The organism is Edaphobacter acidisoli, assembly GCF_014642855.1.
Classification (GTDB): Bacteria; Acidobacteriota; Terriglobia; order Terriglobales; family Acidobacteriaceae; genus Edaphobacter; species Edaphobacter acidisoli.
Genome location: NZ_BMJB01000003.1, coordinates 348,642 through 371,447 on the forward strand (window position 1 = coordinate 348,642; position 22,806 = coordinate 371,447).

Annotated in this window: 24 protein-coding genes; 7 read left to right on the forward strand and 17 right to left on the reverse strand. The window is 59.3% G+C overall.

All coding sequences use genetic code 11. From position 1 onward, the window contains the following. Nucleotides 1-62 precede the first annotated feature (62 nt). Entirely contained in the window at nucleotides 63-923 is an 861-nt protein-coding gene (gene mtnP / locus IEX36_RS16440; protein WP_188760651.1) for an S-methyl-5'-thioadenosine phosphorylase, read from the reverse strand. A gap of 17 nt (nucleotides 924-940) precedes the next feature. After that, nucleotides 941-2,518, reverse strand: coding sequence for a hypothetical protein (locus IEX36_RS16445; protein ID WP_229669080.1), 1,578 nt, complete (start codon nucleotides 2,516-2,518; stop codon nucleotides 941-943). An 80-nt stretch (nucleotides 2,519-2,598) separates the two neighbouring features. On the opposite strand from IEX36_RS16445, the gene ygfZ reads away from it, so the two are divergent. Genes ygfZ through ribF form a run of 4 tightly spaced genes read left to right on the forward strand, consistent with a single transcriptional unit; the run spans nucleotide 2,599 to nucleotide 6,086 of the window. Continuing rightward, nucleotides 2,599-3,636: a CAF17-like 4Fe-4S cluster assembly/insertion protein YgfZ gene (gene ygfZ, locus IEX36_RS16450; protein ID WP_188760652.1), complete on the forward strand. Its 1,038-nt coding sequence runs from the start codon at nucleotides 2,599-2,601 to the stop codon at nucleotides 3,634-3,636. 22 nt (nucleotides 3,637-3,658) lie between these two features. Further along, nucleotides 3,659-4,300 (forward strand): DUF1844 domain-containing protein, encoded by a 642-nt coding sequence (locus tag IEX36_RS16455; RefSeq protein WP_188760653.1) that lies wholly within the window; start codon nucleotides 3,659-3,661, stop codon nucleotides 4,298-4,300. An 11-nt stretch (nucleotides 4,301-4,311) separates the two neighbouring features. After that, the gene (locus IEX36_RS16460) at nucleotides 4,312-5,112 is read left to right on the forward strand and encodes an MBL fold metallo-hydrolase (protein ID WP_188760654.1); all 801 of its coding nucleotides are present in this window, start codon (nucleotides 4,312-4,314) and stop codon (nucleotides 5,110-5,112) included. Further along, entirely contained in the window at nucleotides 5,112-6,086 is a 975-nt protein-coding gene (ribF, locus tag IEX36_RS16465; protein WP_188760655.1) for a riboflavin biosynthesis protein RibF, read from the forward strand. The genes IEX36_RS16460 and ribF overlap by 1 nt, the downstream gene beginning before the upstream one ends. 1 nt (nucleotide 6,087) lies before the next feature. Here ribF and IEX36_RS16470 read toward each other — a convergent pair whose 3' ends face one another. From IEX36_RS16470 to IEX36_RS16480, 3 genes are all read right to left on the reverse strand, one after another. Beyond that, nucleotides 6,088-8,394 (reverse strand): penicillin-binding protein 1A, encoded by a 2,307-nt coding sequence (locus tag IEX36_RS16470; protein WP_229669081.1) that lies wholly within the window; start codon nucleotides 8,392-8,394, stop codon nucleotides 6,088-6,090. Between the two features lie 68 nt (nucleotides 8,395-8,462). Next, complete coding sequence (locus IEX36_RS16475; protein WP_188760656.1) at nucleotides 8,463-9,656, reverse strand: S41 family peptidase; 1,194 nt, start codon at nucleotides 9,654-9,656, stop codon at nucleotides 8,463-8,465. A gap of 359 nt (nucleotides 9,657-10,015) precedes the next feature. Next, on the reverse strand, nucleotides 10,016-11,215 hold the full coding sequence (locus IEX36_RS16480) for a tyrosine-type recombinase/integrase (protein ID WP_188760657.1): 1,200 nt from the start codon (nucleotides 11,213-11,215) through the stop codon (nucleotides 10,016-10,018). A 93-nt stretch (nucleotides 11,216-11,308) separates the two neighbouring features. Between IEX36_RS16480 and IEX36_RS16485 the strand changes: the two genes are divergently transcribed. Continuing rightward, entirely contained in the window at nucleotides 11,309-11,503 is a 195-nt protein-coding gene (locus IEX36_RS16485; RefSeq protein ID WP_188760658.1) for a hypothetical protein, read from the forward strand. Between the two features lie 276 nt (nucleotides 11,504-11,779). Here IEX36_RS16485 and IEX36_RS16490 read toward each other — a convergent pair whose 3' ends face one another. Genes IEX36_RS16490 through IEX36_RS16500 form a run of 3 tightly spaced genes read right to left on the reverse strand, consistent with a single transcriptional unit; the run spans nucleotide 11,780 to nucleotide 14,118 of the window. Further along, a complete protein-coding gene (locus IEX36_RS16490; protein WP_188760659.1) occupies nucleotides 11,780-12,097 on the reverse strand; it encodes a hypothetical protein in 318 nt (105 codons plus the stop codon). Beyond that, nucleotides 12,094-12,465 (reverse strand): hypothetical protein, encoded by a 372-nt coding sequence (locus IEX36_RS16495; protein WP_188760660.1) that lies wholly within the window; start codon nucleotides 12,463-12,465, stop codon nucleotides 12,094-12,096. Before IEX36_RS16495 ends, IEX36_RS16490 begins: the two co-directional genes overlap by 4 nt. Before the next feature lie 42 nt (nucleotides 12,466-12,507). Continuing rightward, a complete protein-coding gene (locus IEX36_RS16500; RefSeq protein ID WP_188760661.1) occupies nucleotides 12,508-14,118 on the reverse strand; it encodes a hypothetical protein in 1,611 nt (536 codons plus the stop codon). Nucleotides 14,119-14,167: 49 nt separating this feature from the next. On the opposite strand from IEX36_RS16500, the gene IEX36_RS16505 reads away from it, so the two are divergent. Then, a complete protein-coding gene (locus IEX36_RS16505) occupies nucleotides 14,168-14,371 on the forward strand; it encodes a hypothetical protein (RefSeq protein WP_188760662.1) in 204 nt (67 codons plus the stop codon). Nucleotides 14,372-14,499: 128 nt separating this feature from the next. On the opposite strand, the gene IEX36_RS16510 is transcribed toward IEX36_RS16505, so the two are convergent. Genes IEX36_RS16510 through IEX36_RS16550 form a run of 9 tightly spaced genes read right to left on the reverse strand, consistent with a single transcriptional unit; the run spans nucleotide 14,500 to nucleotide 22,142 of the window. Next, nucleotides 14,500-14,814 (reverse strand): hypothetical protein, encoded by a 315-nt coding sequence (locus IEX36_RS16510; protein ID WP_188760663.1) that lies wholly within the window; start codon nucleotides 14,812-14,814, stop codon nucleotides 14,500-14,502. A 37-nt stretch (nucleotides 14,815-14,851) separates the two neighbouring features. After that, nucleotides 14,852-16,282 (reverse strand): hypothetical protein, encoded by a 1,431-nt coding sequence (locus tag IEX36_RS16515; RefSeq protein ID WP_188760664.1) that lies wholly within the window; start codon nucleotides 16,280-16,282, stop codon nucleotides 14,852-14,854. Next, entirely contained in the window at nucleotides 16,263-16,718 is a 456-nt protein-coding gene (locus IEX36_RS16520; protein ID WP_188760665.1) for a hypothetical protein, read from the reverse strand. Before IEX36_RS16520 ends, IEX36_RS16515 begins: the two co-directional genes overlap by 20 nt. Further along, nucleotides 16,715-19,231: a phage tail protein gene (locus IEX36_RS16525; RefSeq protein ID WP_188760666.1), complete on the reverse strand. Its 2,517-nt coding sequence runs from the start codon at nucleotides 19,229-19,231 to the stop codon at nucleotides 16,715-16,717. The genes IEX36_RS16520 and IEX36_RS16525 overlap by 4 nt, the downstream gene beginning before the upstream one ends. A 21-nt stretch (nucleotides 19,232-19,252) precedes the next feature. Next, the gene (locus IEX36_RS16530) at nucleotides 19,253-19,393 is read right to left on the reverse strand and encodes a hypothetical protein (RefSeq protein ID WP_188760667.1); all 141 of its coding nucleotides are present in this window, start codon (nucleotides 19,391-19,393) and stop codon (nucleotides 19,253-19,255) included. Beyond that, nucleotides 19,390-19,848, reverse strand: coding sequence for a DUF6950 family protein (locus IEX36_RS16535; RefSeq protein WP_188760668.1), 459 nt, complete (start codon nucleotides 19,846-19,848; stop codon nucleotides 19,390-19,392). Before IEX36_RS16535 ends, IEX36_RS16530 begins: the two co-directional genes overlap by 4 nt. Beyond that, nucleotides 19,829-20,284 (reverse strand): hypothetical protein, encoded by a 456-nt coding sequence (locus IEX36_RS16540; protein WP_188760669.1) that lies wholly within the window; start codon nucleotides 20,282-20,284, stop codon nucleotides 19,829-19,831. The genes IEX36_RS16535 and IEX36_RS16540 overlap by 20 nt, the downstream gene beginning before the upstream one ends. 20 nt (nucleotides 20,285-20,304) lie before the next feature. Further along, nucleotides 20,305-20,874, reverse strand: coding sequence for a hypothetical protein (locus IEX36_RS16545; protein ID WP_188760670.1), 570 nt, complete (start codon nucleotides 20,872-20,874; stop codon nucleotides 20,305-20,307). Continuing rightward, nucleotides 20,874-22,142, reverse strand: a complete 1,269-nt coding sequence (locus IEX36_RS16550; RefSeq protein ID WP_188760671.1) for a hypothetical protein — start codon at nucleotides 22,140-22,142, stop codon at nucleotides 20,874-20,876. Before IEX36_RS16550 ends, IEX36_RS16545 begins: the two co-directional genes overlap by 1 nt. Nucleotides 22,143-22,426: 284 nt before the next feature. Here IEX36_RS16550 and IEX36_RS16555 point away from each other — a divergent pair, with 284 nt between their 5' ends. Continuing rightward, on the forward strand, nucleotides 22,427-22,600 hold the full coding sequence (locus tag IEX36_RS16555) for a hypothetical protein (protein ID WP_188760672.1): 174 nt from the start codon (nucleotides 22,427-22,429) through the stop codon (nucleotides 22,598-22,600). Nucleotides 22,601-22,806 lie beyond the last annotated feature (206 nt).

Genomic DNA, 22,806 nt, shown 5'->3' on the forward strand with positions numbered 1-22,806 from the left:
CAGAACTCCTGTTCAGAAAATGTTGCGCCTTACGGACATCGGGCATCAGCCTGCCGCGATATTTACAAATATTTATCGAGCAACAATGCGAGCTTCTTCCGTGCCTCTGCCGGAATCGCTTTGCGGTCAGTCAGAATAGCGAACTTCAGCGCTTCTCCGCAGCCGCAGGTGCGCGTTTCAGGCATCGCGGCAACGGCAGCGCGCACAACCTTCGCCGCATTCTCAGCATTCTGGTGCAGGACGGCCACAATCTGGTCGATGGTCACGTCATCGTGGCCTTCGTGCCAGCAGTCGTAGTCAGTCACCATCGCCATCGTCGCGTAGCAGATCTCCGCTTCGCGAGCCAGCTTGGCCTCCTGCAGGTTCGTCATGCCGATCACATCCGCGCCCCAGCTGCGATAGAGATTCGACTCTGCGCGCGTGGAAAACTGCGGACCCTCCATGCAGACATACGTTCCGCCCGCTTTGCCCACGACACCAACCGCCTTGCAGGCGCTCGTGAAGGTGTCCGCAACGGTGGCGCAAACCGGATCGCCAAACGCGACGTGCGCTACGATGCCTTCGCCGAAGAACGTGCTGACACGCGCGAACGTGCGGTCAATAAATTGGTCGGGAACCACGAAATCCGTTGGCTTGTGCTCTTCCTTGAGCGAGCCGACAGCGGAGACAGAGAGAATGCGCTCGACGCCGAGAGCTTTCATCGCGTAGATGTTCGCGCGGAAGTTCAACTCGCTCGGCAGAATCCTGTGGCCGCGCCCGTGGCGGGCAAGAAATGCGACCTTGCGCCCTTCGAGATCGCCTAGGATGAACGCGTCAGAGGGCTCGCCAAACGGCGTGGTCACGCGCTCTTCGCGAATGTTGGAAAGCCCCGGCATGGCGTACAGGCCGCTGCCTCCAATGATGCCAATCTCTGCCTTGCTCAAATCGGTTGTCTCCCTTATTAGTAAACGCTGGTTATACCCGAACCGGCCCCTGCGCCTTTCAAAGTATATCGTTCGAGCCCCACACGCATCATGCCGAACGACCCAAGCATCTCGGCCATCGACAACGACGGCTCATGCATCCTCACTCCCGCAACCTGCAACGGCCCGGTGCCCTGCACACTCTGAATCGCATCGCGGAGCTTGCGCGCCAGCGGAAGTTCGAAGCCTTCGCTGATAAAGACGTCCTTGCCCGAGACCGAGAGCAGCACATCGCCTTCATTGGTCGAGTAAACCTGCTCATCCGCGCTCTGTGCATCCTTCTTGCTCAGCTCGACACGCGTGTATTTGCGCGGAAGTTCGCGAGTATAGACACGCAGAAATGCTCTCGCAGCGTCTTCACTCTTCCACTGCGAGTAGTACAGAAGCGCCAGCGACGCAGTCGAGTCTTTCTGCCCGTCAGTCATCGCCGATTTGCGCTGCGCCGCATAGTAAAGGCCGCCGTCCCACTCCGGGGTTAGCGCATCCGACACTTCCTTGCCACCAAAAAGCTCCGTGAGGATGCGCACATCCAGCTCGCCCATCACGCCCACGTCGTACGGCGTGTACTCTGCGTCAATCAACGGATGAATGTCCGGCATGCGAAGCACCGGCACCGGCGTGTGCGCCATATACGCCGCGGGGTTCATGATCTCGAAGCTCGACGACGGCGGATTGGCTAACGTTCCGGCGAACGCCGCCTCTCTTCCCTTCTTCACCATAATCGCCTGCTCAAACGCCAGCCCGTCGCTGTAGGGAAAGATCAACGACTGCTGCAACAGCAGCGGAGCGCGAGCCATGATCGGCGAGCCGCTTGTATCAGCAGCCAGATCCTTCAGCCTCTCACCGATACCTGGCGTGTCGGCAATTGTCTTTCCTGTAGGCCGCAACGAATAATCCACAAACACAGCCATGGCCTGGCCTTCAGCGACAGCGCTCCGCGCAGTCTCGGCCTCGTCCGTCTGCAGATGCTGGTTATCTTCCTTCACATTGCGCGCAATGTTGTCCTCGCCCACATCTGACCACTTGGTCAGGTCTACCTTCTGGTCCTGCAGGGCGTGCGTCAGCTCATGCGCCAGCACAGGCTTCTGGTCGTCAGGCTTGATCCAGTCCAGCAGGTTCACCGTTTTGGTCTTGTTGTCGTAGAAGCCGGCGATCTGCTCGGTCAGCAGGCTGAGCAGGAAAGGCCGCAACTGAAAGTCCTGGTCGAGCAGGCCAAACTTCTTAAGCACGATCTCGTCGCGCTCCATATGCTTGGCGCTCTTGTCATCATTGAACTTCTTCGTCAGGTAGCGATTGACCTCATCGCGCGTGATCAGCTTGCGCTTGACGCTGTGCTCGATAGGCAGCTTCGAGTCCGTGCTGACAAAGTTGAGAATGTCATCGACCGACTTGAAGAGCTCCTTCGCCTGCTCCTTCGTCATCGGCTTGTCGCTCTCCGCCTTCGCCGCAGGAGTTTGACTGTCTGATGGAGCGGTCGCGGTTTGTCCCACACAGGCCACGCTGCCCGCGACCAACAACATCGCAATCGCCAGCACCATCAAGCGTCCATCACGCATCCAAACCCATCGCCGCAAGATCAACCTCGCATTCCACCGCTATAATCAAGTGTACGCAGAGTTTCGCGCTTCCGCCCGCCATGGCCTCCCTGACACATCCCGGCACCGAGACATCTTCGGCCACCCAGCTAGCCACCCTGCTCCGCGGCACAGGAATCTCCCCGCTCGACAATACAGGCTGGCTCCGCATCACAGGATCGGACCGTGTTCGCTGGCTGAACGGCATGGCCACCAACTCCATCCAGCAGCTCAAGCCCGGTGAAGGCAACTACAACTTCTTTTTGAACGCACAAGGCCGCATCCAGGGCGACGCAACCATCTTTGCCGAGCCGGACGCACTGCTGTTGGAGACCTCGCAAACGCAGCTTCCAACGCTCACGCCCCTGCTCGACCGCTTCATCATCATGGACGACGTTGAGTTAGCCGACGTCACCAGCAGCCGCGCCGGCATCGCCGTCACAGGCCCGGAAGCTTCGGCGACGCTCGAAAAAGTTGGCCTACTCGTCGCGCGGCTCCAAGAGCTTGAGATGCAGGCGACAACGTGGAACTCTGCTGAGGTCTCAGTCATGCATGCATACAGCCCGCTGGTCCCGCACTTCGAGATCTGGGCAAGCGCCGAGACAATTGAAAACCTCACGCAAGCGCTGCTCGCCGCAGGAGCCGTGCCTTGCGATGCGCAAAGCCGCGAATGGCTCCGCATCCTCGAAGGCACGCCACTTTATGGCACTGACATCCGCGACCGCGACCTACCGCAGGAGACCGCGCAGGCCCGCGCGCTGCACTTCAATAAAGGCTGCTATCTCGGCCAGGAGATCGTCGAGCGCATCCGCTCGCGCGGCAATGTCCATCGCACCTTCACAGCGTTTCAGCTCGAAGGCGAGCTTCCGGCAGCGGGTGCGGCGCTCGAAGCCGAAGGCAAACCCGTCGGCGAACTCACCAGCGTTGCCGCCATCCCGCTGCCTGAGGGTTCAGTACAACTTGGCCTCGGCTACATCCGCCGCGAAGCGCTCGAACGCGGCATTGGCATCAGCTATCCCGGTGGAATAGCCTCTCCTATAGCCACACCTTACAGAGCATCCGGATTATCGGCACCCAACACGCCGCAGGCAGCATCTTAAATTTCGCGAAAAGAGTCAGAACATGTCTGAACAGAACAAGCCATTTGTCGTCACCGACCGCCGCAAGTTCACACTCGATGGCGAGCTACGTCCTGACGCCGATCCATCGCCCGAAAAAGAGAGCAAGCCCGCTCCGGTCGAGGCCGCGCCACCCGAACCAAGCGTCAAGCCCGAGATCACGGCTGAAGAGACTGCTCAACCTCCAATCGACGATCTGCCTCCCGGCCCGACTGCAGAGCAGGCCGAACAGTCTCGCCGCGCCTATGAAGCGACGACCGAGCGACTCGACACTGCCGTCCGCGCCACGAATCCCGGAGCAGACCATCCACCAGCGGTGAGCTTCGACAGCCTCGTCCAATCCGTCTACATGACCGCGATCATGCAACTCGGCGGGGCCACGCCCGAAGGCCAGCCGCCGCAGGTCGACATCCTCGGCGCGCGCCAGAGCATCGACATGCTCGCCGTGCTTGCCGAAAAGACCAAGCGCAACCTAACCGAAGACGAGTCCCGCCTGCTCGAAAGCGCCCTCTTCGAGCTGCGCATGGCCTTCCTTGAGATCACCCAGGCAATCGCCCGCTCAGCCGCAGCCAAGGCCGCGCAAGGCAATCCGGCTGGTGGCCCTGCTGGTCCAACTGGCCCGCGTGGTCCTCAAATCGTCCGCTAACCAATAGACAGATGCAGGCGACCCTCACCTTTCTCGGATCGGGCACCTCGATGGGCGTGCCCACGCTCGGCTGCGACTGTGCCGTCTGCCGCTCGGCCACCACGCCGGACGGAGATCCGCGCAACCGCCGCACGCGCCCATCCATCCGCCTCGCCTACAACGATCGCGTCGTCCTGATCGACACCGGCCCGGACTTCCACGCGCAGGCAGTCCGCGAGAACATCCGCCGCGTCGACGCCGTGCTCTACACACACGCGCACGCCGACCACGTCATGGGCTTCGACGACCTGCGCCCGCTCAGCTTCCACGCGCCCGGCAAGCTGCCCATCTACGCCGACGATGAAACCGCCAGCGCTATCGAGCGCATCTTCAGCTACACCTTCCGCGCCGAAAACCGCTACCCCACCAGCGCACGCGTCGAGATTCACCGCATCGACTCCACACCCGGAGCAAGCATCGATGTCTTCGGCGCAACCTTCCGCCGCATCCCGGTCACACACGGCATCCAGCAGATTACCGGCTACCGCTTCGGCTCCGCCGCCTACCTGACCGACATGAGCGACCTGCCTGAAGAAAGCCTGCCACTGCTCGAAGACCTCGACGTGCTCATTCTCGATGCACTGCGCCGCGACCCGCACTTCAGCCATTCGCATCTGGAAAAATCCATCGGCTTCGTTGAGAAACTCAAGCCACGCCGCGCCTACTTCACGCACATGAGCCACGACCTCGACCACGCCGCCACCGAAGCCACACTACCCGCGCACATCCGTCTCGCTTACGACGGCCTGCAACTCCAATTCGAGATCGCCTGATGCAGATCTATCGCCAACTCCGAGACGTGCCCGCCAACTTCGGCCCATCCGTCGCCACCATCGGCAACTTCGACGGCGTCCATCGCGGCCATCAGTGGGTCATCTCCGAAGTCGTCGCGCGCGCTCGCGAACTAGGCATCGCCTCGGTTGCCATCACCTTCGACCCGCATCCCGCCCGCGTCATTCGTCCCGAATCGCGCCAGCCGCTCATCACGCCGCTCGCTGAAAAGATTCGCCTGCTCTCCGCAACCGGCATCGACACACTCGTAGTCCTTCCCTTCACCACAGAGCTGGCCCGCAACACCGCGCGCGAGTTCGCCGCCACCGTTCTGTGTGACAGACTGCATGTTCAGGAACTGCACGAAGGCGAAAACTTTCGCTTCGGCTATCAAGCAGAAGCAGGAGTCAACAGCCTCTCGGCACTGGGGCGCGAGCTCGGCTTTACCGTCCGCGTCTACACGCCGCGCAACCTGCGCCATCATGCTATCTCCTCTACAACCATCCGCACGCTCGTCGCCGAGGGAAGCGTCAGCCAGGCGCGCGCGCTTCTGGGCCGCCCCTTCAGCATCACCAGCACGCCAGCATCAGGCAGAGGCTACGGCACGCGCTACGCTGTCCCGACTATCAACCTCGCACCGTATGATGAACTGCTCCCGGCAAACGGCGTCTACATCACCACGCTCACTGTTGGCGAAGGCCCGGTGGCCGAAACGTTCGAAGCCGTGACCAACATTGGCATGCGCCCGACGTTCGGCGCCGATGCGCTCACAGTTGAATCGCACCTGCTCAACTTTCATCCCATCGCGTTGACAGAGCAGACACCGCTCACGCTCGCGTTTCTCCACCGCCTGCGTCCCGAGATCCACTGGCCCTCACCCGAAGCGCTCCGCGAACAGATCGGACGCGACGTGCAAAAAGCTCGCCGGTACTTCAGCCTCTGCCACTCGCTGCACAGCGTCGCTGGAAAAACATAGCTTATCGAACCGAGCCGCCATCAGGAGTCGTTGGCACGACAACCTTTTCGGGCGCAGCCGGCCTGGTCGCGACTACCTGGGGCTTCGCAGCTTCCTCACCGGCAAAATGCTCATTCGGCTTGTTCGCAATGGCCGCGCGCATGAAGTCCATCCAGATTGGCAGGGCCGCACGCGCGCCCGTCTCTTTGTCGCCAAGCGACTCGCGGCTGTCGAAGCCAATCCACGTCCCGCACGTTACTGAAGGCGAGAAGCCGACGAACCACGCATCGGTGTAGTTATTCGTTGTGCCCGTCTTGCCGCCCAGCGGATGCTTCAACTGCGAAGCAGAGTAGGCCGTCCCATGCTGTACCACGGCTTCGAACAGCTGCATCATCTCGCGCGCAATATCGGTCGAGATCACGTCAGTCACCGCAGCCGGCTTGTCATCAAACGGCATCCCATCCGCCTCCACAACCTTGCGGATATAGTGCGGCTCAATGCGAATGCCGTCATTCGGGAACACGCTGTACGCCGCCACCTGCTCATACAACGAGATGTCCGCAGCCCCGATCGCCACCGGAAGAAACGGAGGCATGTCGCTGGTAATTCCGAACCGCTGCGCCGTAGCAATCACCTTGCGAATGCCGTAACGATAGGCCAGCTTCAGCGCTGGAATGTTCCGCGACTCGGCGAATGCGTTCGTCAACGTCATCGCTCCTTTGTAGTTGCCTTCATAGTTGTGCGGTGTGTAAGGCCCACCGGGCGTCGGAAACGTCACGGGACCATCCACAATAATGTCGGACGGCTTCGCGCCTGCTTCGAACGCCGTGGTATACACATACGGCTTAAATGACGACCCCACCTGCCGCTCGGCCTGCGTCGCGCGATTGAACTGCGAGAGCGCAAAGTCGCGTCCGCCGACCATTGCCAGCACCTCGCCCGTTGCGTTATCCACCGCCATCAGCGCAGCCTGCGCGCCAGAGTCCTGTTCGAGCGAAGCGCGCAGCGTGCCATCCGCCGCAACTCCCGTCACCTTCACGTAGACAATATCGCCGCTGCGCAGAAAGCTGTCGCCATCCACATTTCCCGTCCACTTCCAGTCAGGCGGAGTCAGCATCGCAAGTTGCTTACCCAGTTTGACGACAACGATCTTTGGCGAAACCTGCGTCACTAACCCATGAACATAGCTGCCCACGCCAATCGTCTGTGACCAGTCAGGATTCTTATATTCGGCAGGATCCATTCCCTCCAGCACAACGTTCTCCAGCTTGCCCTGCCATCCTCGCCGTCGCTCATAGGTCGCTGTGCCATCCAGCACCGCTTTATTCGCGGCCAATTGCAGGTCGAGATCAAGCGTCGTGTACACGCGCAACCCCGCACCATGCACCTCTTCCACGCCATACTCTTTTTCAAGCTGCTTGCGCACCTCCTCGACGAAATACGGAGCCACGCTGTTCGGAGGCGGCTCAATATGCAACCCCAGCGGAGCGGCCTTCGCTGCATCAGCCTGCGCCTGGGTGATCTTCCCGTCAGAGAGCATCTCGCTCAGCACCAGGTTGCGCCGCTTGAGTGCGCGGTCCGGATAGCGCACCGGCGAGTAGTACTCCGGCCCTTTGGGCAGCGCCGCAAGCAGCGCGGCCTCAGGCAACGTCAGGTCCTTAGCGTGCTTGCTGAAGTAGTACTCCGCTCCCGCCTCAAACCCATACGTTCCGCGCCCCAGATAAATCTGGTTCGCATACATCGTGAAGATCTGCGGCTTGGTAAATCGCCGCTCGATCTGCATTGTCAGCAGAATCTCCTGAAACTTGCGGCTGTAGGTCTTCTCCGAAGACAGAAAGAGATTGCGCGCCAGCTGCATCGTGATCGTCGATGCGCCCTGCGCCTTCTCGTCCGAGTGCAGATCGCGATACGCAGCGCCCACCGCGCGAATCAGGTTCACGCCCCAGTTGCTCTCAAAGCTCTTGTCTTCGATTGAGATGATCGCATTTCGCAGCACTGGCGGAAACGCATCGTACGGTTCCACCACGCGCCGCTCCAGCGCGAAGGAGCCGATCACTCGCCCATGAATATCCAGCAGCTCGGTCGTCGTGCTGGGTCGATACCTCGCCAGATCGTCCATCTGCGGCAAGTCGACCGAGTAGACCAGCATCAGGCCACACAGCGCCCCAAATACCGCCGAGAGCCCCAGCAATGTATAGAAGGTGATGCGGCGCGCAGTTCGTCTGCTGGGGTAGTCCGGCCCGTTCACCAGACGGCGGACAAGCTGCCTCCAGCGCGGCTCAGTCTCTACCTCAGATGACTTCTCCTGGCGCGTGTATTCGCTGAACACAACATCTTCACGATAGCACGCAGAGCCGCACGCTACGCGTCAGATATGAAGTGCCTGTTCCGTGTTTGTTAAGAAGCCTTGCTCTTCAAAATGTCGAGTGCCTTGTTCAGCTGCGCATCCACCGACACACTCTGCTTCTGCTGCGCGTTATCCGAGTCATCCGAATCGGACGCGACCAGCACCTCCGGCGTCACCGCCTCGTCCTGAATCTTCTTGCCCGAGGGCGACTCGTACTTCGCTACCGAGAGAATCAGCGCTGCGCCGTCCGGCAGCTCGAACGTCTTCTGCTGCGCGCCCTCGCCGAATGTCTTCTCGCCCACCAGCTCTGCGCGATTGTTGTCGAGCAGGGCCGCAGCCACCACTTCAGCCGGTCCGGCGGTACCGCGATTCACGAGCACCACCATCGGGGCCGTCGCGTTGATCGCCTTCGACGGGTCTGCTGTAAATGTCTGCTTCGCTACGGTCTGGCCTTCAAGCATCGTGATCGTGCCCGACTTCAGGAAGAAGTTCGCCAGCCGCGTCGCCTCGGCCATGTCGCCCGAAGCCACATCGCGCAGGTCGAGCAGAATCTTCTTATTGCCTTCCTTCGGCATCGCCTTCAGCTTGGATTCCACCTGCTGCACATGCTCGCGGTCCAGCACATCGGGCTTGATATAGAGAATCGACGAGTTCTCGTACATCGTCTCCGAAACCGCAGGTACCTGAATTGCCGTCCGCGTCATCGTAATCTTGTCCGGCACTGGGCTCGCGGCACGCACCACCGCAACGGTCAACTGGCTGCCAGGGTCTCCCTCGAGCATCAGCCGAATCATCGCCAGCGAAATATCGCGTGTGTCCTTGCCGCCGATTGCTTCAATAATGTCGCCATCGGTCAGACTGGCCTTGTCTGCCGGGCTTCCCGGAACCACCGAAACCACCGTCGCATAGCCATAGCGCTTCGAGACATTGATGCCTACCTGCGCCTTGCCGGGCTTATCCGCTTTATATGCCTTATAGTCTGTTGGGCTCAGATAGCTCGAGTCCACGTCCAGAGACTCCAGCAGCCCACGCAACGCGCCATTCGTCACGTCCGCCATGTTTGGCTCTGTCACATAGTCTGTCTGGATGTGCCGCAGTACTTCGCTGTACACATTGATCTGCTTATAGGCGCCGTCCTGCGACTCCGACGCGGCATTCACGCCTGGCGAATTCACGCCAAGGAAAACACCCAGCACCAGCACGACTGAAGCAGCAAGCAGAAGGATCTTCGAAATCTTAGGCATCGTAGCGAACAGTCTCCACGGGCGTCGCAGCGGGCGCAACCCACCCTGCCTCTTAGACGTATCCCGTCAGTAAAATGATACTCTCTTGCGAGAATTGGCCCGTGTCCAGAGCTAACACTTTGGTGGCGGTGGACAGAATCGAACTGTCGACCTACGGGTTATGAGTCCGTCGCTCTCATGCCTCAGACCGTCGCTCTAAGAAGAGTTGGAAACCCTTGAGTTTGAACGGTCCCAGACCATCGTTCGAAGAGTTGAGCACTCTCGAAGCAATGCAAACAGTCGCCATCATGGAGGCATCTTGCGCCTTCTGTCAATCTTTTTATTTTCCACATGCGTGTGGAAATGTTGTCCATTATGGTTCAGCCCGCGCGAAGGTCGCGCGATTCCACACTGACCAATGCAGGTCGCGGCACCGATCCGCTCCATGTCGACGCCGCCGCCTTCCTCTTCGACATCATCGATATCTGCGTGTAGTGCTGCTCCATCTTACGGGTCATGTGGCCAGAGTAGCTGCGAATAATTCCAATTGGAATACCCGCCTCGGCCAGGCGAGTCAAACCACTATGCCTCGTATCGTAAGGAACGAACCAATTCAGCCCGGTCTCATCGCGCACCTCGTCCCAAAGTTTGCGCAGCCCTGAGACCGTCATCGGCCGCGTTGGATCGTAATAGCGGTTTTCGTACTGCGTGACACCCGCGCTGTGCTGACGCTCGCGCAAGGGGAAAAGGTAGTGGTGTGGAGCGGCCGCACCAAGCTTTTGTGCGCGATAGATGAGCGATTCAAACGCCCAGCAAACCTCCTCTGTCTCCAGCGGAATCGTGCGCACGCGAAATCGGTTCTTCGCACACGCCCAACGAACCTGCACGACACGCTGGTCCAGCCGCACATCGTCGATCCGCAGCCCGCGCAGCTCGTTCGTCGACATACACGTCTGGAGAGCCACAATGCTGTACTGATAAATAAACTGCCAGCGGTTTTTGCTTCCTGCCACCTCCAGCCAGCGATATTGCTCCTCCGGCGTCAGCGCACGCTGAATATCGCTTTCGACTGCAGAGACGAGCTGGAAATCATCATCCCCGCGATACCTCCGGCCCGGCTTGCCATCACCCTCCTGCCAGACTCCCGCTTCGCGGAGCATGCGCAACAGCATGCCTACTTCCTTGCGAATGCGATTCGCGCCCGCCTGACGCTCCCATCGACCGTCTTCGCAGAACGCGCGGTCATGTTGATAGGCGTAGAGATGTTCTTTCCGGATGCTGGCAAGTGGCATGCCCGTGAAAAACTTTGCCAGGGCGCGCGCATACTGACGATAGTCCCATTCGGTTCTTTCGCTGATATAGTGCGCGTCGCTCAACAGCGTCCGGTGTCTCAGAATCCGTCGTGCAATCCAGATTTCAAACGCTTCTTCAAACGCCAAGGCAGGTGAAAGTAAAGCAGAGCCCATATGCAACCGTGCGCACGCCGTGCACATAACGTGTCCCGGCGTGTGTCCCTCTTTGGTGTGAACACGCGCCCACGATACACCCTTTTCTTCATCCTCAAAAAACGAAAGTTGCATAGACAACTCCCATTTTTCCTGAAATGGGAAACGCGCCCGGAGGGCACACGGAGGTGCACTTTATGTGTCCTCAAAAACCCTTACATTTGAGCCATGCCATCCGGCCGCCTCGTTCGCATTCACATCGCGCTCACGCCTCGCCAGATCCGGGCCCTCGACGATCTAGGAAAGAAGCTCCTGCTGGACCGCACCAATACCATGCGTCTGGCACTCGCCCGCCTGGTCGAAGAAGAATCCAGACCGAAGCCTCCGGCCATATCGAACGTAGCACAAAAGCATGATTTGTAGCACAAATAATACAATTCATTACTAAAGTTTTGCATTATTCGGATTTCGGTGTACATTTCCGCCATGATGCGAAAGACTCCCGGAACCACCTCCATTCGCTGGAACGAGCAGGATCTGCGGCTGATTGAGCAATTGAAACGGAAAAAAGGGATTACGAAAACCAGTGAGCTAGCCCGCGAAGGCCTCCGCGCTCTGGCTGAAAAGGAAGGACTGACGCTGTCCAGAGGGACTAAGTCCTGAAACAATCTGGGCAGTCCAGGGGATAACGGTTTCTTTTTACGGTGCCGTGGCAGGTGGGGATTCGACGGCTTTCCCTGCTCCGTCAATTGCAGTGACAAAGAGCTGGTACGTCGCTATGTCTGGGGGAGCATACTGCATCTGGGTCAGCGACAATGACACCGATAATCCATTCGAGTCGGTGAGTTTATATCCAGTCAGACACCACGTCGTCACCGTGGCGCTGCATTCAGGGACACCAGGATTGCCGTTGCCCGTCCACGTCAGTGTGGGAGCAAGCGGCGGTGTAGGAGCGGATGAAGACGGACATCCCGTCAGCCCCAGCACCGCCAGCCCTAGGATGAAGAGCCGAGTCATTGCAATGTCGCCGTAAACCCGGTCGGTGGGCTGAGCGTCGAGTTGGTAACAGTGACGGTAGCCGGATCGGACGTAACAGCGTTTCCATTCGCGTCCACACCGTTTAGCACTAGTGAGTAGCTATGCGACCATCCAAACGGAATGCCCCCTGTTGGGGTATACGTGAATGTCGTGGTGCTGGCTGGAATGGTTGAACTGACGACAGTGTTCAGCGTTGTGTCCGTCAGTGTTGCACTATTGACGCAGGATTTCGTCACGGTAGCTGTGCAGACCGTGTTTGGGTTGATCCACGTGAAGGTTACTTCCGTGGCAGCATAAGCTGATAATGGAAGGACGAGAAAGATGACGAATAATGCGAGTTTTTTCATGATGAACTCCTGTTTTTTTGATTGAAAGTTTGCCCGAAAAAATCATTCGATCGCGCCAATTGTGGGGGGATTGGGACGTGGCGCGCCATTGAAGTCCACCGTAATTCCCGGGACTGCGATCCCCTTGCCGGTCACATTGTTTGTGACGGCGGGAGCCATATTGCCATAGCCATAGGCGTGCAGGGTCTCGTCAATCAAGCCGGGATCAGCACAGACTGCTGCGCTCTCTCCAGCCTGAGGGCATGAGGTCTTTGCGCCATAGGTGGCATTGTTCGTCCAGCTCGCCCCCGGATTGGTCAATGCTTTCAGGTCTGTGTTTGAATAGAGCACAGCCGGATTTTGGCCATGAGCGACGTTCAGGTAGCCGATAAATACATTGTTGTTGTAGAGCATCGTATTCGTCGGGCCCGTGTCCGAAGTCGCATATTCCACCTCGATCCCGAGGTATCCTCCCGTAATCAGGGTGTTGTTCTGAAAGACCGTCGGCTGTCCCGGCCAGGTCACAACAGCCACAGCCTCGTTTCCACCTCGGCAAACATCGGCCAGATTGTCGCCGGTCGTCGCCGGCCTTCCCGGAATCGCCTGCTGGATGGCTGCACAATTTCCGACGATGAGGCTGTTCTGGATTGTCGAGACTGCGCCCACCTTCAGTTGCTGCCCTTCGTTGCCGAACGCAAGCACGCGCGTATAAGCTACTGACGTCCCGGGCCCATTCACGTGAAGCGCATCCAGGCCATCCTGCGTGTTGTAGCTCACAATGCCGTTGTCGAAGTGAATCTGCCAGCCAGGCGCGGGACTCACAGCCGTCGTCGTTCCGAATCCATCCCCATAGCCGCCCGTCGAATCGTCGCGGCAATTGTCGTACGGCACCGCATCGACGATGGGATACTCTTCTGCGCAGCCATTCCAACTGATGTTGAAGTTTTCAACCAGCATCGTCCCCACACCGGTCGTTCCGTCTCCAGGATCGGCGTTCCAGCCGGCTCCGCCGTTGCCCAGAATCGCAAGGTCCGTCGCAACAAACCCCGTGCCCGGCGGTCCGCCAATGCCTGAATAAGCAAGCCCATGCACCCGCACGTCGGCTAGCGTGATGTTCGTGGAGTTGGTATAGAGCCAGATCCCATTGGTTGCATAGTCCTCAGTCGCCGCACAGGCACCTACGGAGCGGCTGCAGCCGGAGAAGTCGGTCAGGTCCAGGCATTGCACGTCCACGTAGGAGGTGCTTTTCAGGTTCAGCAGGTAATAGAGCCCCGTGCCTCCATGAAGCTGCGTGCGCGCCGATTGGCTGGAGCAGGCCGCGTAGTTCTCACCGAGAATGCGTGTGTGCTTCGCTGCTGTCCCGGCAGGGATGGGAGGATTGTAGGAATCGGCAGCATCGCCCGCCAGTCCCCAACACACATTGGTCGAGTCGCAATAGGTGGTCTGGGTCGGGGGCGCAGCTCCGAGACGATAGCTGACGCCGGTCCCTATTGAGCCACGAACAATGACCCAGTCGCCGCTCTTGATGATCCATCCCCACGCCGGGAAAGCCGAACCATTCGCGTAGGTGCCATCTTGATACAGATAGCGATAATCATTGAACGCGCAGTGTTGATTCACGCCTGAACCGGGATATGGCGCGTCGCCGAGGCCGTCGCATTGACCACTGGTCACATTCGAACTGTAGCGCGTGCCTCCATCCGGCCTCACGTACCAGCAGGTAATGCCCGCAGGACATGCCGCTGGCGTCGTCGAGCCAGAGGTTGCGCCACTCGAAGATGACGAAGAGCCAGACGAAGATGCGGTCGAGCTGGAGGACGACGAGCTCGAAGAAGCAGAAGACGATCCGGACGAAGACGTGACCGTGCCGGACGAGCTGGGCGCGCTCACCACAGTGCAGCTCGATCCCGCAGCCGGACAGTTGTAGGTCACGCCGTTGACAGTGACAGTGATGCCCGTCCAGGTGACGGGTGCGGGCGCAGGCATGGAAGCACTCTGCGCCATCATGAACGCAAAGAGGAGGATAGAAAACAAGTTCATTGCCCTTTTCCTTTCTCAGTTCACTTCGCAGTGAACGGTGTAGCCGTGATAGTCCTTGAGTGCGGCAAAGGTGACTTCAGCCTCGCCGTCAGCGGAGATGCCCGTCACGCGTTTCTGGCCGCTCGCCTTCACGACGCAGGCCGTAGCGATGCCGCCGATGTTGCGCAGATGCACGGTCAGCGTGACATAGCGGGAGATGGGCGAGGCAGCAACGGTGCCCGTCGTCTGCACGTGCGGATAGGAAACCGACGCAAACACGCTGCGCGTCAGCAGCCAAAGGAAGAGAAGACACAGGGCCGCGAGGCCGCTAATATTGCGGACAATTCTCATAGAGAGATTTCCTTTTTCAGTGAAGTGGGCTAATTCATTACGGCTTGAAAGCTGCGATACCTGTCTGTTGATTTCCTGCTGAAGATTGCGAAACGGAGTCTGAATAAGTACCCGTCACCTGCGTAGATGACCATGCGGCCCAGCCGGACGATGCCGGAGTTCCTGCAATTAGCGTCCATCCATTCGCTTCTGCAATTGTCCCGGAACCATATCCCACCGTAATCAAAAGGTCATTTGTTCCCGTTGTCGTGATGTTGCCGGAGCTATAAGATCCACTCGCCCTGAATGTCATTCCAGGCGAATTAGCGACATCAAAGGGTGTTGTGGCATTTGCTCCGTGCACCTCATGAATCGTCGCTGCTTCGACAAACCCGCCGCCACCGGGAGTGATCGTAACCGTATTCGCGCCGCCTGCAATCGACTTGGCGACATAGATATCCAGATTGAACGATGCGCTTGTATAAACCTTCGTGTAGGTATTGCTTTGGCTGTCAGTAACAGTGGGCGAAGAATTATCGCCTATGGACATTACAACGATGTCATTGCCTGCCGTGTTATTTGCGGAAAAGGCGATGCTGAACGGGCTCGTGCGGGTCGAGTTCGCAGCCCCAGTGGACTGGACGAGAGATGGCGCTGCAAGCACTGTAGAAAGAGATATCGAGCCGGGAGTGCTGTTCGAGGTGGCCCAATTGGCGACGACCACATCAGATGTCGACAATGAAGACGTAAGGGATACATTGACGCCAGAGGCACTATAAGCTGTGCTTGGGCGAAGGATGTCTCCATTTACAAACACAGACAACGAACCCGTCAGCGGAGTAGATCCCAGCGTGATCTTGTTATTGCCAGAAGATGCCACCGCATCACCCTGACCAAAATAGAGTGACGCGCTTCCATTGGATGCGGAAGTAACGCGGCCCTTAGCATCAACGGTGATATTCGCACTCGTGTAGCTTCCAGCAGTTACACCGGAACTCGCGAGCGTTGCCGCCTGACTGCCCGATCCCGGGCCCGCATTCACGTCTCCAGTGAGCTGTGTGATGCCCGAACTACCACCGCCGCTTATCCCGACTAATTGCCAATTAGTGCCATCGAAGACGAGGGCCGCAATCTGCCCGGCAGCGAGATCGCCGCTTGCCAGTGAGGTCGAGCCTTGCTTTTTGATCGAAGTAGCTGTTCCACCATTCACTGCAAGAGTAGAAGCACCAGTGTTTGCATTCGCAATCTTGATGACCACGATGCTGCCCGCTATGATCGTCGGCGCTGGCGAGAGAGTCACCGCATAAGCGTTTGCGGTGCCCGTATCGGCTCCATAGATATAACCCTGCTGCTGCGCAGCCGTTATGGTGCCGCGAGCCGCCAAATCCGCAACCAAGCCTTGTACCTGCGACTCATGGAACTGCTGCTGTGCATACACTGGCAGGCAGAGCAGGAAAGCCAATGCGATTTTAGTAACGATAGTCTGCAATGAGATTGTCTCCTACAGAGGGTGTGAAAGTTACCGGGGTGATTGCAGTCCCGGAGAGGGTAAAGTCCGTGGCGTAGCGCTGTCGCGCACCTTGCCAATAAAGCTTCAGACTCGAAGCCGGATTCGGCGTGTGCGCCAGAGCTGGAATCGTAGGACCTGAAGTCACAATGAGAATTTCGTTGTCAGCAAATGAACTAGGAACCTCCCACGTCCCATCTGCCTTCAGAAACTTTCCGGCCGCCGCGTCTCCTGAACCCGGAGGAGGCACGGTTCCTGCCGTACCGCCGCTGCCACTGTCCCCAACCATGCGCTTGGGATAGGCGCTGATGGACTGCTGCGGCGTCGCATCGTCGCTCTGGAAGACGACGTTCTGATCTCCCGTCGGCGCCGCCGGCGCGGTTCTATTCAGCAGGATTGCTGTCGTCGGCTCGCTCATTGCACCTGTACCGTCTGCGGCGCGGGCCAGCCGCCTGCGAGGATCTGCGTCGCGCTCCCGCCGGGCAAAGCCAGAATCGCGCCCAGATAAGTGTTTCCCTGTACCCCAACCAGCGAAGTCGACGTGCTGGCTGTCGCCGCCAGCGTTGGACTGCCGCTCTCACCCTGCTGCGCTGAGTCAGCAATCGTGACGTAATACCACGTCGGCGAGCTAGGCGTCGGGATCGTCAACGTACGCGCTGCATAATTCACGGTCGTCGAACCAAACGTCGCAGCCGTGGACGCAACCGCGATGGAAGTGGCAGTCGGCTGCGTCAGCGGGAACTGCGGATTGATGCTGTAGCTCGATTGCAGCGAGTTGGGCGCGGCCGCCAGCGTGTTGTCCACCTCGACCCAGTTGCCCGTGGCACCGGTCGTCGAGCGAAGGCTGCGGATGCGCACGTCGTAATATGTCCCTGCGACGATGCCATTGGTGATATATGCAGCCGTCTGGGCAACGCTCACTGTTCCATCGTCCACCCAGTTCCCCGAGGCATGGACCGCATGCTGAATCTGGATCTGGGTCGTGATCGCGTCTGGAGGCGCGCCCCAACTGAGCGCCAGCCGCGGCACCACGGTGACGCCATCGGTAGAGACGACATAGGCGTTTCCAGTCACCGTCAGACTGGTAGGGTCCGAAGGTGCGCGCGGAGATGTACTCGGCCCCGCGCCCGCTGGCAAGTCGTAGGGAGTCAGCTCGTCAGTCGAAGGCGTCCACGTATAGACACTGGAATCCGTCTCCTGCACACCGAGGTCGATGCGGACGGCCGGGGCCTCCCCCTCCGATGCGCCCGCTTCCACACGAAAATGGGTTGAGACCACCTCCAGAGCTTTGTTCGTCCAATTCAGTTCCGGAAAGCTGAAGCTCATCACGTCGCAGGGCTGCATCTGCCACGCAGCGAGGCTCATGGAAAACGTTCCGCTGCCCTGCTGGCGATTGCGCAGCAGCGTGATCTTGGCCACGCGTTGCGCCTGGCTCACGGAAAGCGTCGTGCGCAGCGCGAGTTCTTTGGGCAAATAGGCCGCGCCTGCGGCCCACCATGTCGAGCCAGCAGCGTTGGGGGTCTGATTGGTATTGCTCGCCTGTAGCGACTTCCATATCCCGCCGCTGTAGATGACCACGTCCCCCACGCTGTAGGTCGTCGCCGACGACCATGCGCCCTCGACGCCACTGTCGTCCTCCAGCCACGCATCGCTGGCAAAGCCGTGGCGCACGTCCTCGGCATACTCAGGAAAGTTCGTAGGCTGGAAGGCAAAGGGGAAATTGTTCTGCAATCCGCCGTTGTACCAGCCATTCGAATCGTAGAGATTGCCCGCAACGTTATAGGGGTAGTTCGGCGCTATATACGTCCCGCGCACCCGGTTGTAGAGGTCGCGCAGGCTGCGGTTCTGCGTCCACGTCATCGGCCCCGTCAACGCGCTCTTGTCGAAGGTGAAGCTCGGCGCGGTCCAGGCTGCGGGCCAGATGTACCATCCGCCGCCAATCCTGCTCAGACGCCCTGCGGCGCCGGGCATCATCGTGTCGAGCACGTCCCCGGGCCCGATGCCCGCATCGCAGACATAGTCGCAGCAATAGCGCGATTCCGTGCCGCCACCGGCAAGCGTTACCTGCTCATCGCAGATATTCGCGGCGGCAACGAGCTGGGCGTTCGCGCCAGGGTCGGTATAGACCGTGGCATCACCAAGCCCCCACGTCGGATCGGCAATGACGTCGGCAACCTGAAGCGCCCAGTTATTCGTAAACGCATAGGTGCTGGTGCGCGGATCGAAGATGTTGTTCTTGCCCCGTACCGTCAGCCTTATCTCCGGCGCGGACGGGAAGACGTTGGGGTTGTATTCAATCTTGAGATAGATGTAGCAGCACCCGCCCAGATAGGGCGAGCGCGAGCCCACCGCAGCCCACTGCGGATCATTGGCCGTCATGCCGCTGATCACATCTCCATCGGCCTGGTCTCCCCAGCGCGCTTCGCAGTAGATGCCGCTGTGCCCTGTGCCTCCGAAGTTGTAATGCTGTCCGTCCGGGCCAGTGTAGGTATTGTTGTCGGCAACGCCGCCGAAACCAACACCATTGCGCACGCTGTAGCCGGGCCCGCTGCCCAGCCAGTGGACCTGCCGTCCGTCCAGATAGAGATTTTCCAGCGCATCGACCTCATGGCCAGAGAGTACGATGATGAAGTTGTATTGGTCGTGCGAGCTGCCCGTCGTGCTCTGATAGACCGTCACACCGCCCACGCGCTGGGTGCCGCGAATAATCTGGCGATAGGCCGCCGGCTGCCGCGTCGTGATGTTCTGCCCGCGGTTGGAGAGCAGCGCACTGGCAATCGCACCCGCCTCCATGCTGATGCCGCCGATCGCGAGCGAAGCCATCAGCTTGTCGTAGTACGGCGATCCAACGAGCGCGGGATCGAAGAAAGCAGCCGCACCCATCCCGACTGCACCCGCAAGCATGGCCGCGCCTTCGATTGCCTTCGACATAGAGAGAAGCGTCGCCTTCCTTTACGCTGCTTTTTTGCTGGTCACCGCATCCGGGCAGCGGTGATCGTCGAAGAGATGCACAAACCGTCCGCAATAAGGGCAGCTCAGTGGAGGAAGCAAAATCACCCGCGCCCGCTCCGGTTTGGTTTGCACCTGCGTCATACCTTCCATGCCCGCTGCACGGCAGTCAGGGGCAGCCGCACCGCACCTTGCTCTGCCACCGAAATCACATCGCGGCCATTCAGGTGCACGATGCCCGCAATCAACTGACCGGCGTTCTCCACCACGATCAGATCGCCGCGTTTCGCCATCAGGGGCAGCGGCTTGGCTGCCTTGTCCACCCACTCCGTCAAACCGTACTTCGTCGCGCACCATGCGGCCGCATCGGCCACCGTCGAGCCGCCGCTTAGCGAATGAATCAGCGCAAAGGCGCTCTTCGCATCGCTATATTTGCCTCGAAAATCCGCAGCCAGGTCGACGCCCGTCATAGCCTGAATCGCATCCGCCGTGAAGAGACAGCAATCGTTCTTTCCCCATGCAAACGGCATCGTCCGGCGCGCCACAAAGAACTGATCCAGCGCGACCGTGTCCCAGTTGTCAACTCGCTTCAGTGGCATACAACCATCCATCGCGCCCGTGCTGGCGCTCCGCTTCGATGTGTTCCGGCAGCATCGCCAGCCGCGCCGCCGACGCTGCAAAATGCGCCTTGCGCTCGTGCTTGAACTGGCGCAGATATTCCACACTCTCCGCATGCGCCTTGTCCCTGAGCGGCTGATGGTAGATCAGCGCCCACGCGGCCACAGCCATACAGAACTTGCCCGCCAAAGTCTCCTCGGGCTTGTACCACGCAAGCTTGTGGGTTGCAACGAATTCGCAGTCGCCCCCTTCCGGACGAGGCGCATCCGCAGGGACCACAATCGCGCACGCCGCACAGTGATACGTCAGACCAGCAGGCAACGGCCCGTCCTCCAGCGGAGGGAGCCCATATTTCACGCGCAGCAGACGGGCCTTGTGGATGGGCGAGCGCTCCAGGGCGATCCGCTTTTCCAGCATGGCCAGAGCTTTCTCTTCCATCAGTTCCCCCAGATCACCGCAATATCGTTCTCGATCTCCACCCAGTCAAAGCCGCTGTCGTCCGGATAGTTCACATTCTGGTCAGCCGATGTGTAGCGCCGCCCCGAAGCGCGGCCCAGATCGAGCAGCCGGCTCTCCAGGGCCAGCGTGATGCTGATCGTGTCTGCGCTCAGATTTAGTGTCGGCTTATCGATGATCCCGCGAAAAACCTGATAAGTCGCCAGCACAGCGGTTCCGCTCATCAGGCCAAACCATAGAATCGCCGGGGCCTGCGCGCGAATGTCCGAAAGACACTCGGTGAGAAAATCCGGCGACTGCCCCAGCATCTTTTCTATCCCGCTCAGCGTCACCGAGGTGCCGTCCGCCTGCACGCTGATGCCTTCGGAGATGCCGCCGATACTGGCCAGCGATCCCACACCCGCGTAGTTCTGTCCCCCATAGGACAGGGTGCCGACCCCGGACCATACATACCGCGTCGCGCTGCGAAAGGTCAGTTGCGCCAGAAAGACTGGAACAATCAGCCCATCACTCAGCGCCGAGGCAAGCTGGCTGGCAAGGTCGCGTCCCATTAGCGGTACTCCTCAAACGCAAACGAGAGTTTCGAAAGCAGCGTGATATCGGCGCTGGAGGAGCGCTTGTTCTGTGCCAGGCGGAAGAGACCCTTCGCGCCATTCAACGTCAAGCCACCATTGTCGATTCCCGGCGTCGCAGTAGCTGTGCCTGATCCATCTGAAACCGATACCGACGTAGTGGACGGGAGCGCCCATGCAACGCCCTGTCCGCCCGGGACAGTAAATGGAGCTGGCATCAGAGTGTCCGTCGCCGGCGTTGCGCTTGTGTAATAGACCGCAAACCCAACGCCCGTCACCGTCATGCTGTCGGTAAGCCCCGTCTGGTTCAGTGAGCTATTGATGGAGACTGCTATCTCCTGACCATTGAGCACGGAAAGTAGTGTTCCAATGCTCGTGCTGTAAAACTCCGTACTGGAGAAGCTGGCGGCAGGGCTTGGCCCGCTTCCGGGGTTCCCATAGGGCTGGCTGAACCAGGAAGCACCAGCCATGCCTCCGCCAAGCGTGTTCCAGTTGATTCCGGGGCCATAGCCCAGAAATTGATCGCAGCCATCCTTGACGCCACTGGCGATGATGACGGGGTAGATGCCCTGAATCACCGCATCAGGCGGCAGCGGCGTGTTCGATGGCAGCGCAAAATTACTCCACAGCGCCCACGAAACCTGCGATCCGAGCGAGCTCGTCGAAGTCCGCGTAATCGAACCAGCCGCATTCAGCCAGCGGGCCGAAGTCCCCGTCGCCGCAGGCTGCTCACGAAGCGAGGGCCAGATGGGAATAATCGCATTTCCATTGCTGTCCGCAGTGACGTCGTCGAGCACGCGGTACATCCGGTACTGCACCTCGATCCAGTCGCCGCGCCGCAGCACATTCACCGCATTCGCCGTCCAGCCCTTGGTGGCGAGCATCTGGCTCCCCGCGGCATTCCCGCCCGGTTGCGTGTTGTCCACCATGGGCGAGCCCGCGCCGCTGCCTCGAATCGTCGGTCGCAGCGGATCTGAAAGCTGAAAGGCAAGCGCGCTGCCGCGAAGCTGCATCAGAAACGCTTCCCAGTCGTCCGCCTGCGCCACCGTCAGCGGAGGCAGCTCCGCAGTACCCCCCAGCATGTCCGCGCCAAACCATTGCTGCGTCTGGCTTTGCCCGGTAAACACGCTGCGCACCCGTGCTACGGAGTCAAGATAGTTCCACTCCACACGCCTCAAGCCAGGTGCAGAAGGCAAAGCAACCACGCTCACACTCTGGCCCCCTACGGTAATGGTCGAAATCGACACAAATTCCTCACGATTTTACTTGACACATTATTAGAGTGCGCTAAACTTGGTTTACTCTTACACATTATTATAATGTGCAAAAGTAAACGAGGCGTAATCATGGCGCAAATCATTCATCAGCATGTACTTGCTATCTTCCACTCGATATCCCCAGCGCACTTCATTCTGGTCTATATCCTGGTAGCGCTCACGATCTGCTGGACAGCCGCCAGAAATCTGAATCGCTGAACAGAAAAGGTTCCCACCTTGGCGACGTTCGCCATTTACACTGCCGGGAGATGCCCTTGAGCGACTACCCAGAAGATGAGATCGTTGCCGAAGCGTTCCGCATTCTGCGCGAACGCCGGCGCTCGGCAAAGCCAAAGAACCTGAAGCCGTGCCCAAAGTGCGGCAAGCTCTTCGGCGTACGCGAGATGCGCATCCACATTCCTCGCTGTGAACTAAAAGAGGGTATATGAACGTTTCTTCAAACCAACAAGACTATCCAGAATTGATGGCCTGGCCAAATTGCTCGACTCCAGACTGTCATAACAAGGCTTGCGCAAGCCGCAACTCAAAAGAAGATTATCCCCTTGACGCAAGGTGGTCTCCAATGAGACCATCCGGGGGATGCAGAGTTCCATTGCCTACATGCGACAGTTCTTCGCTACGTTCCTGCACGAAT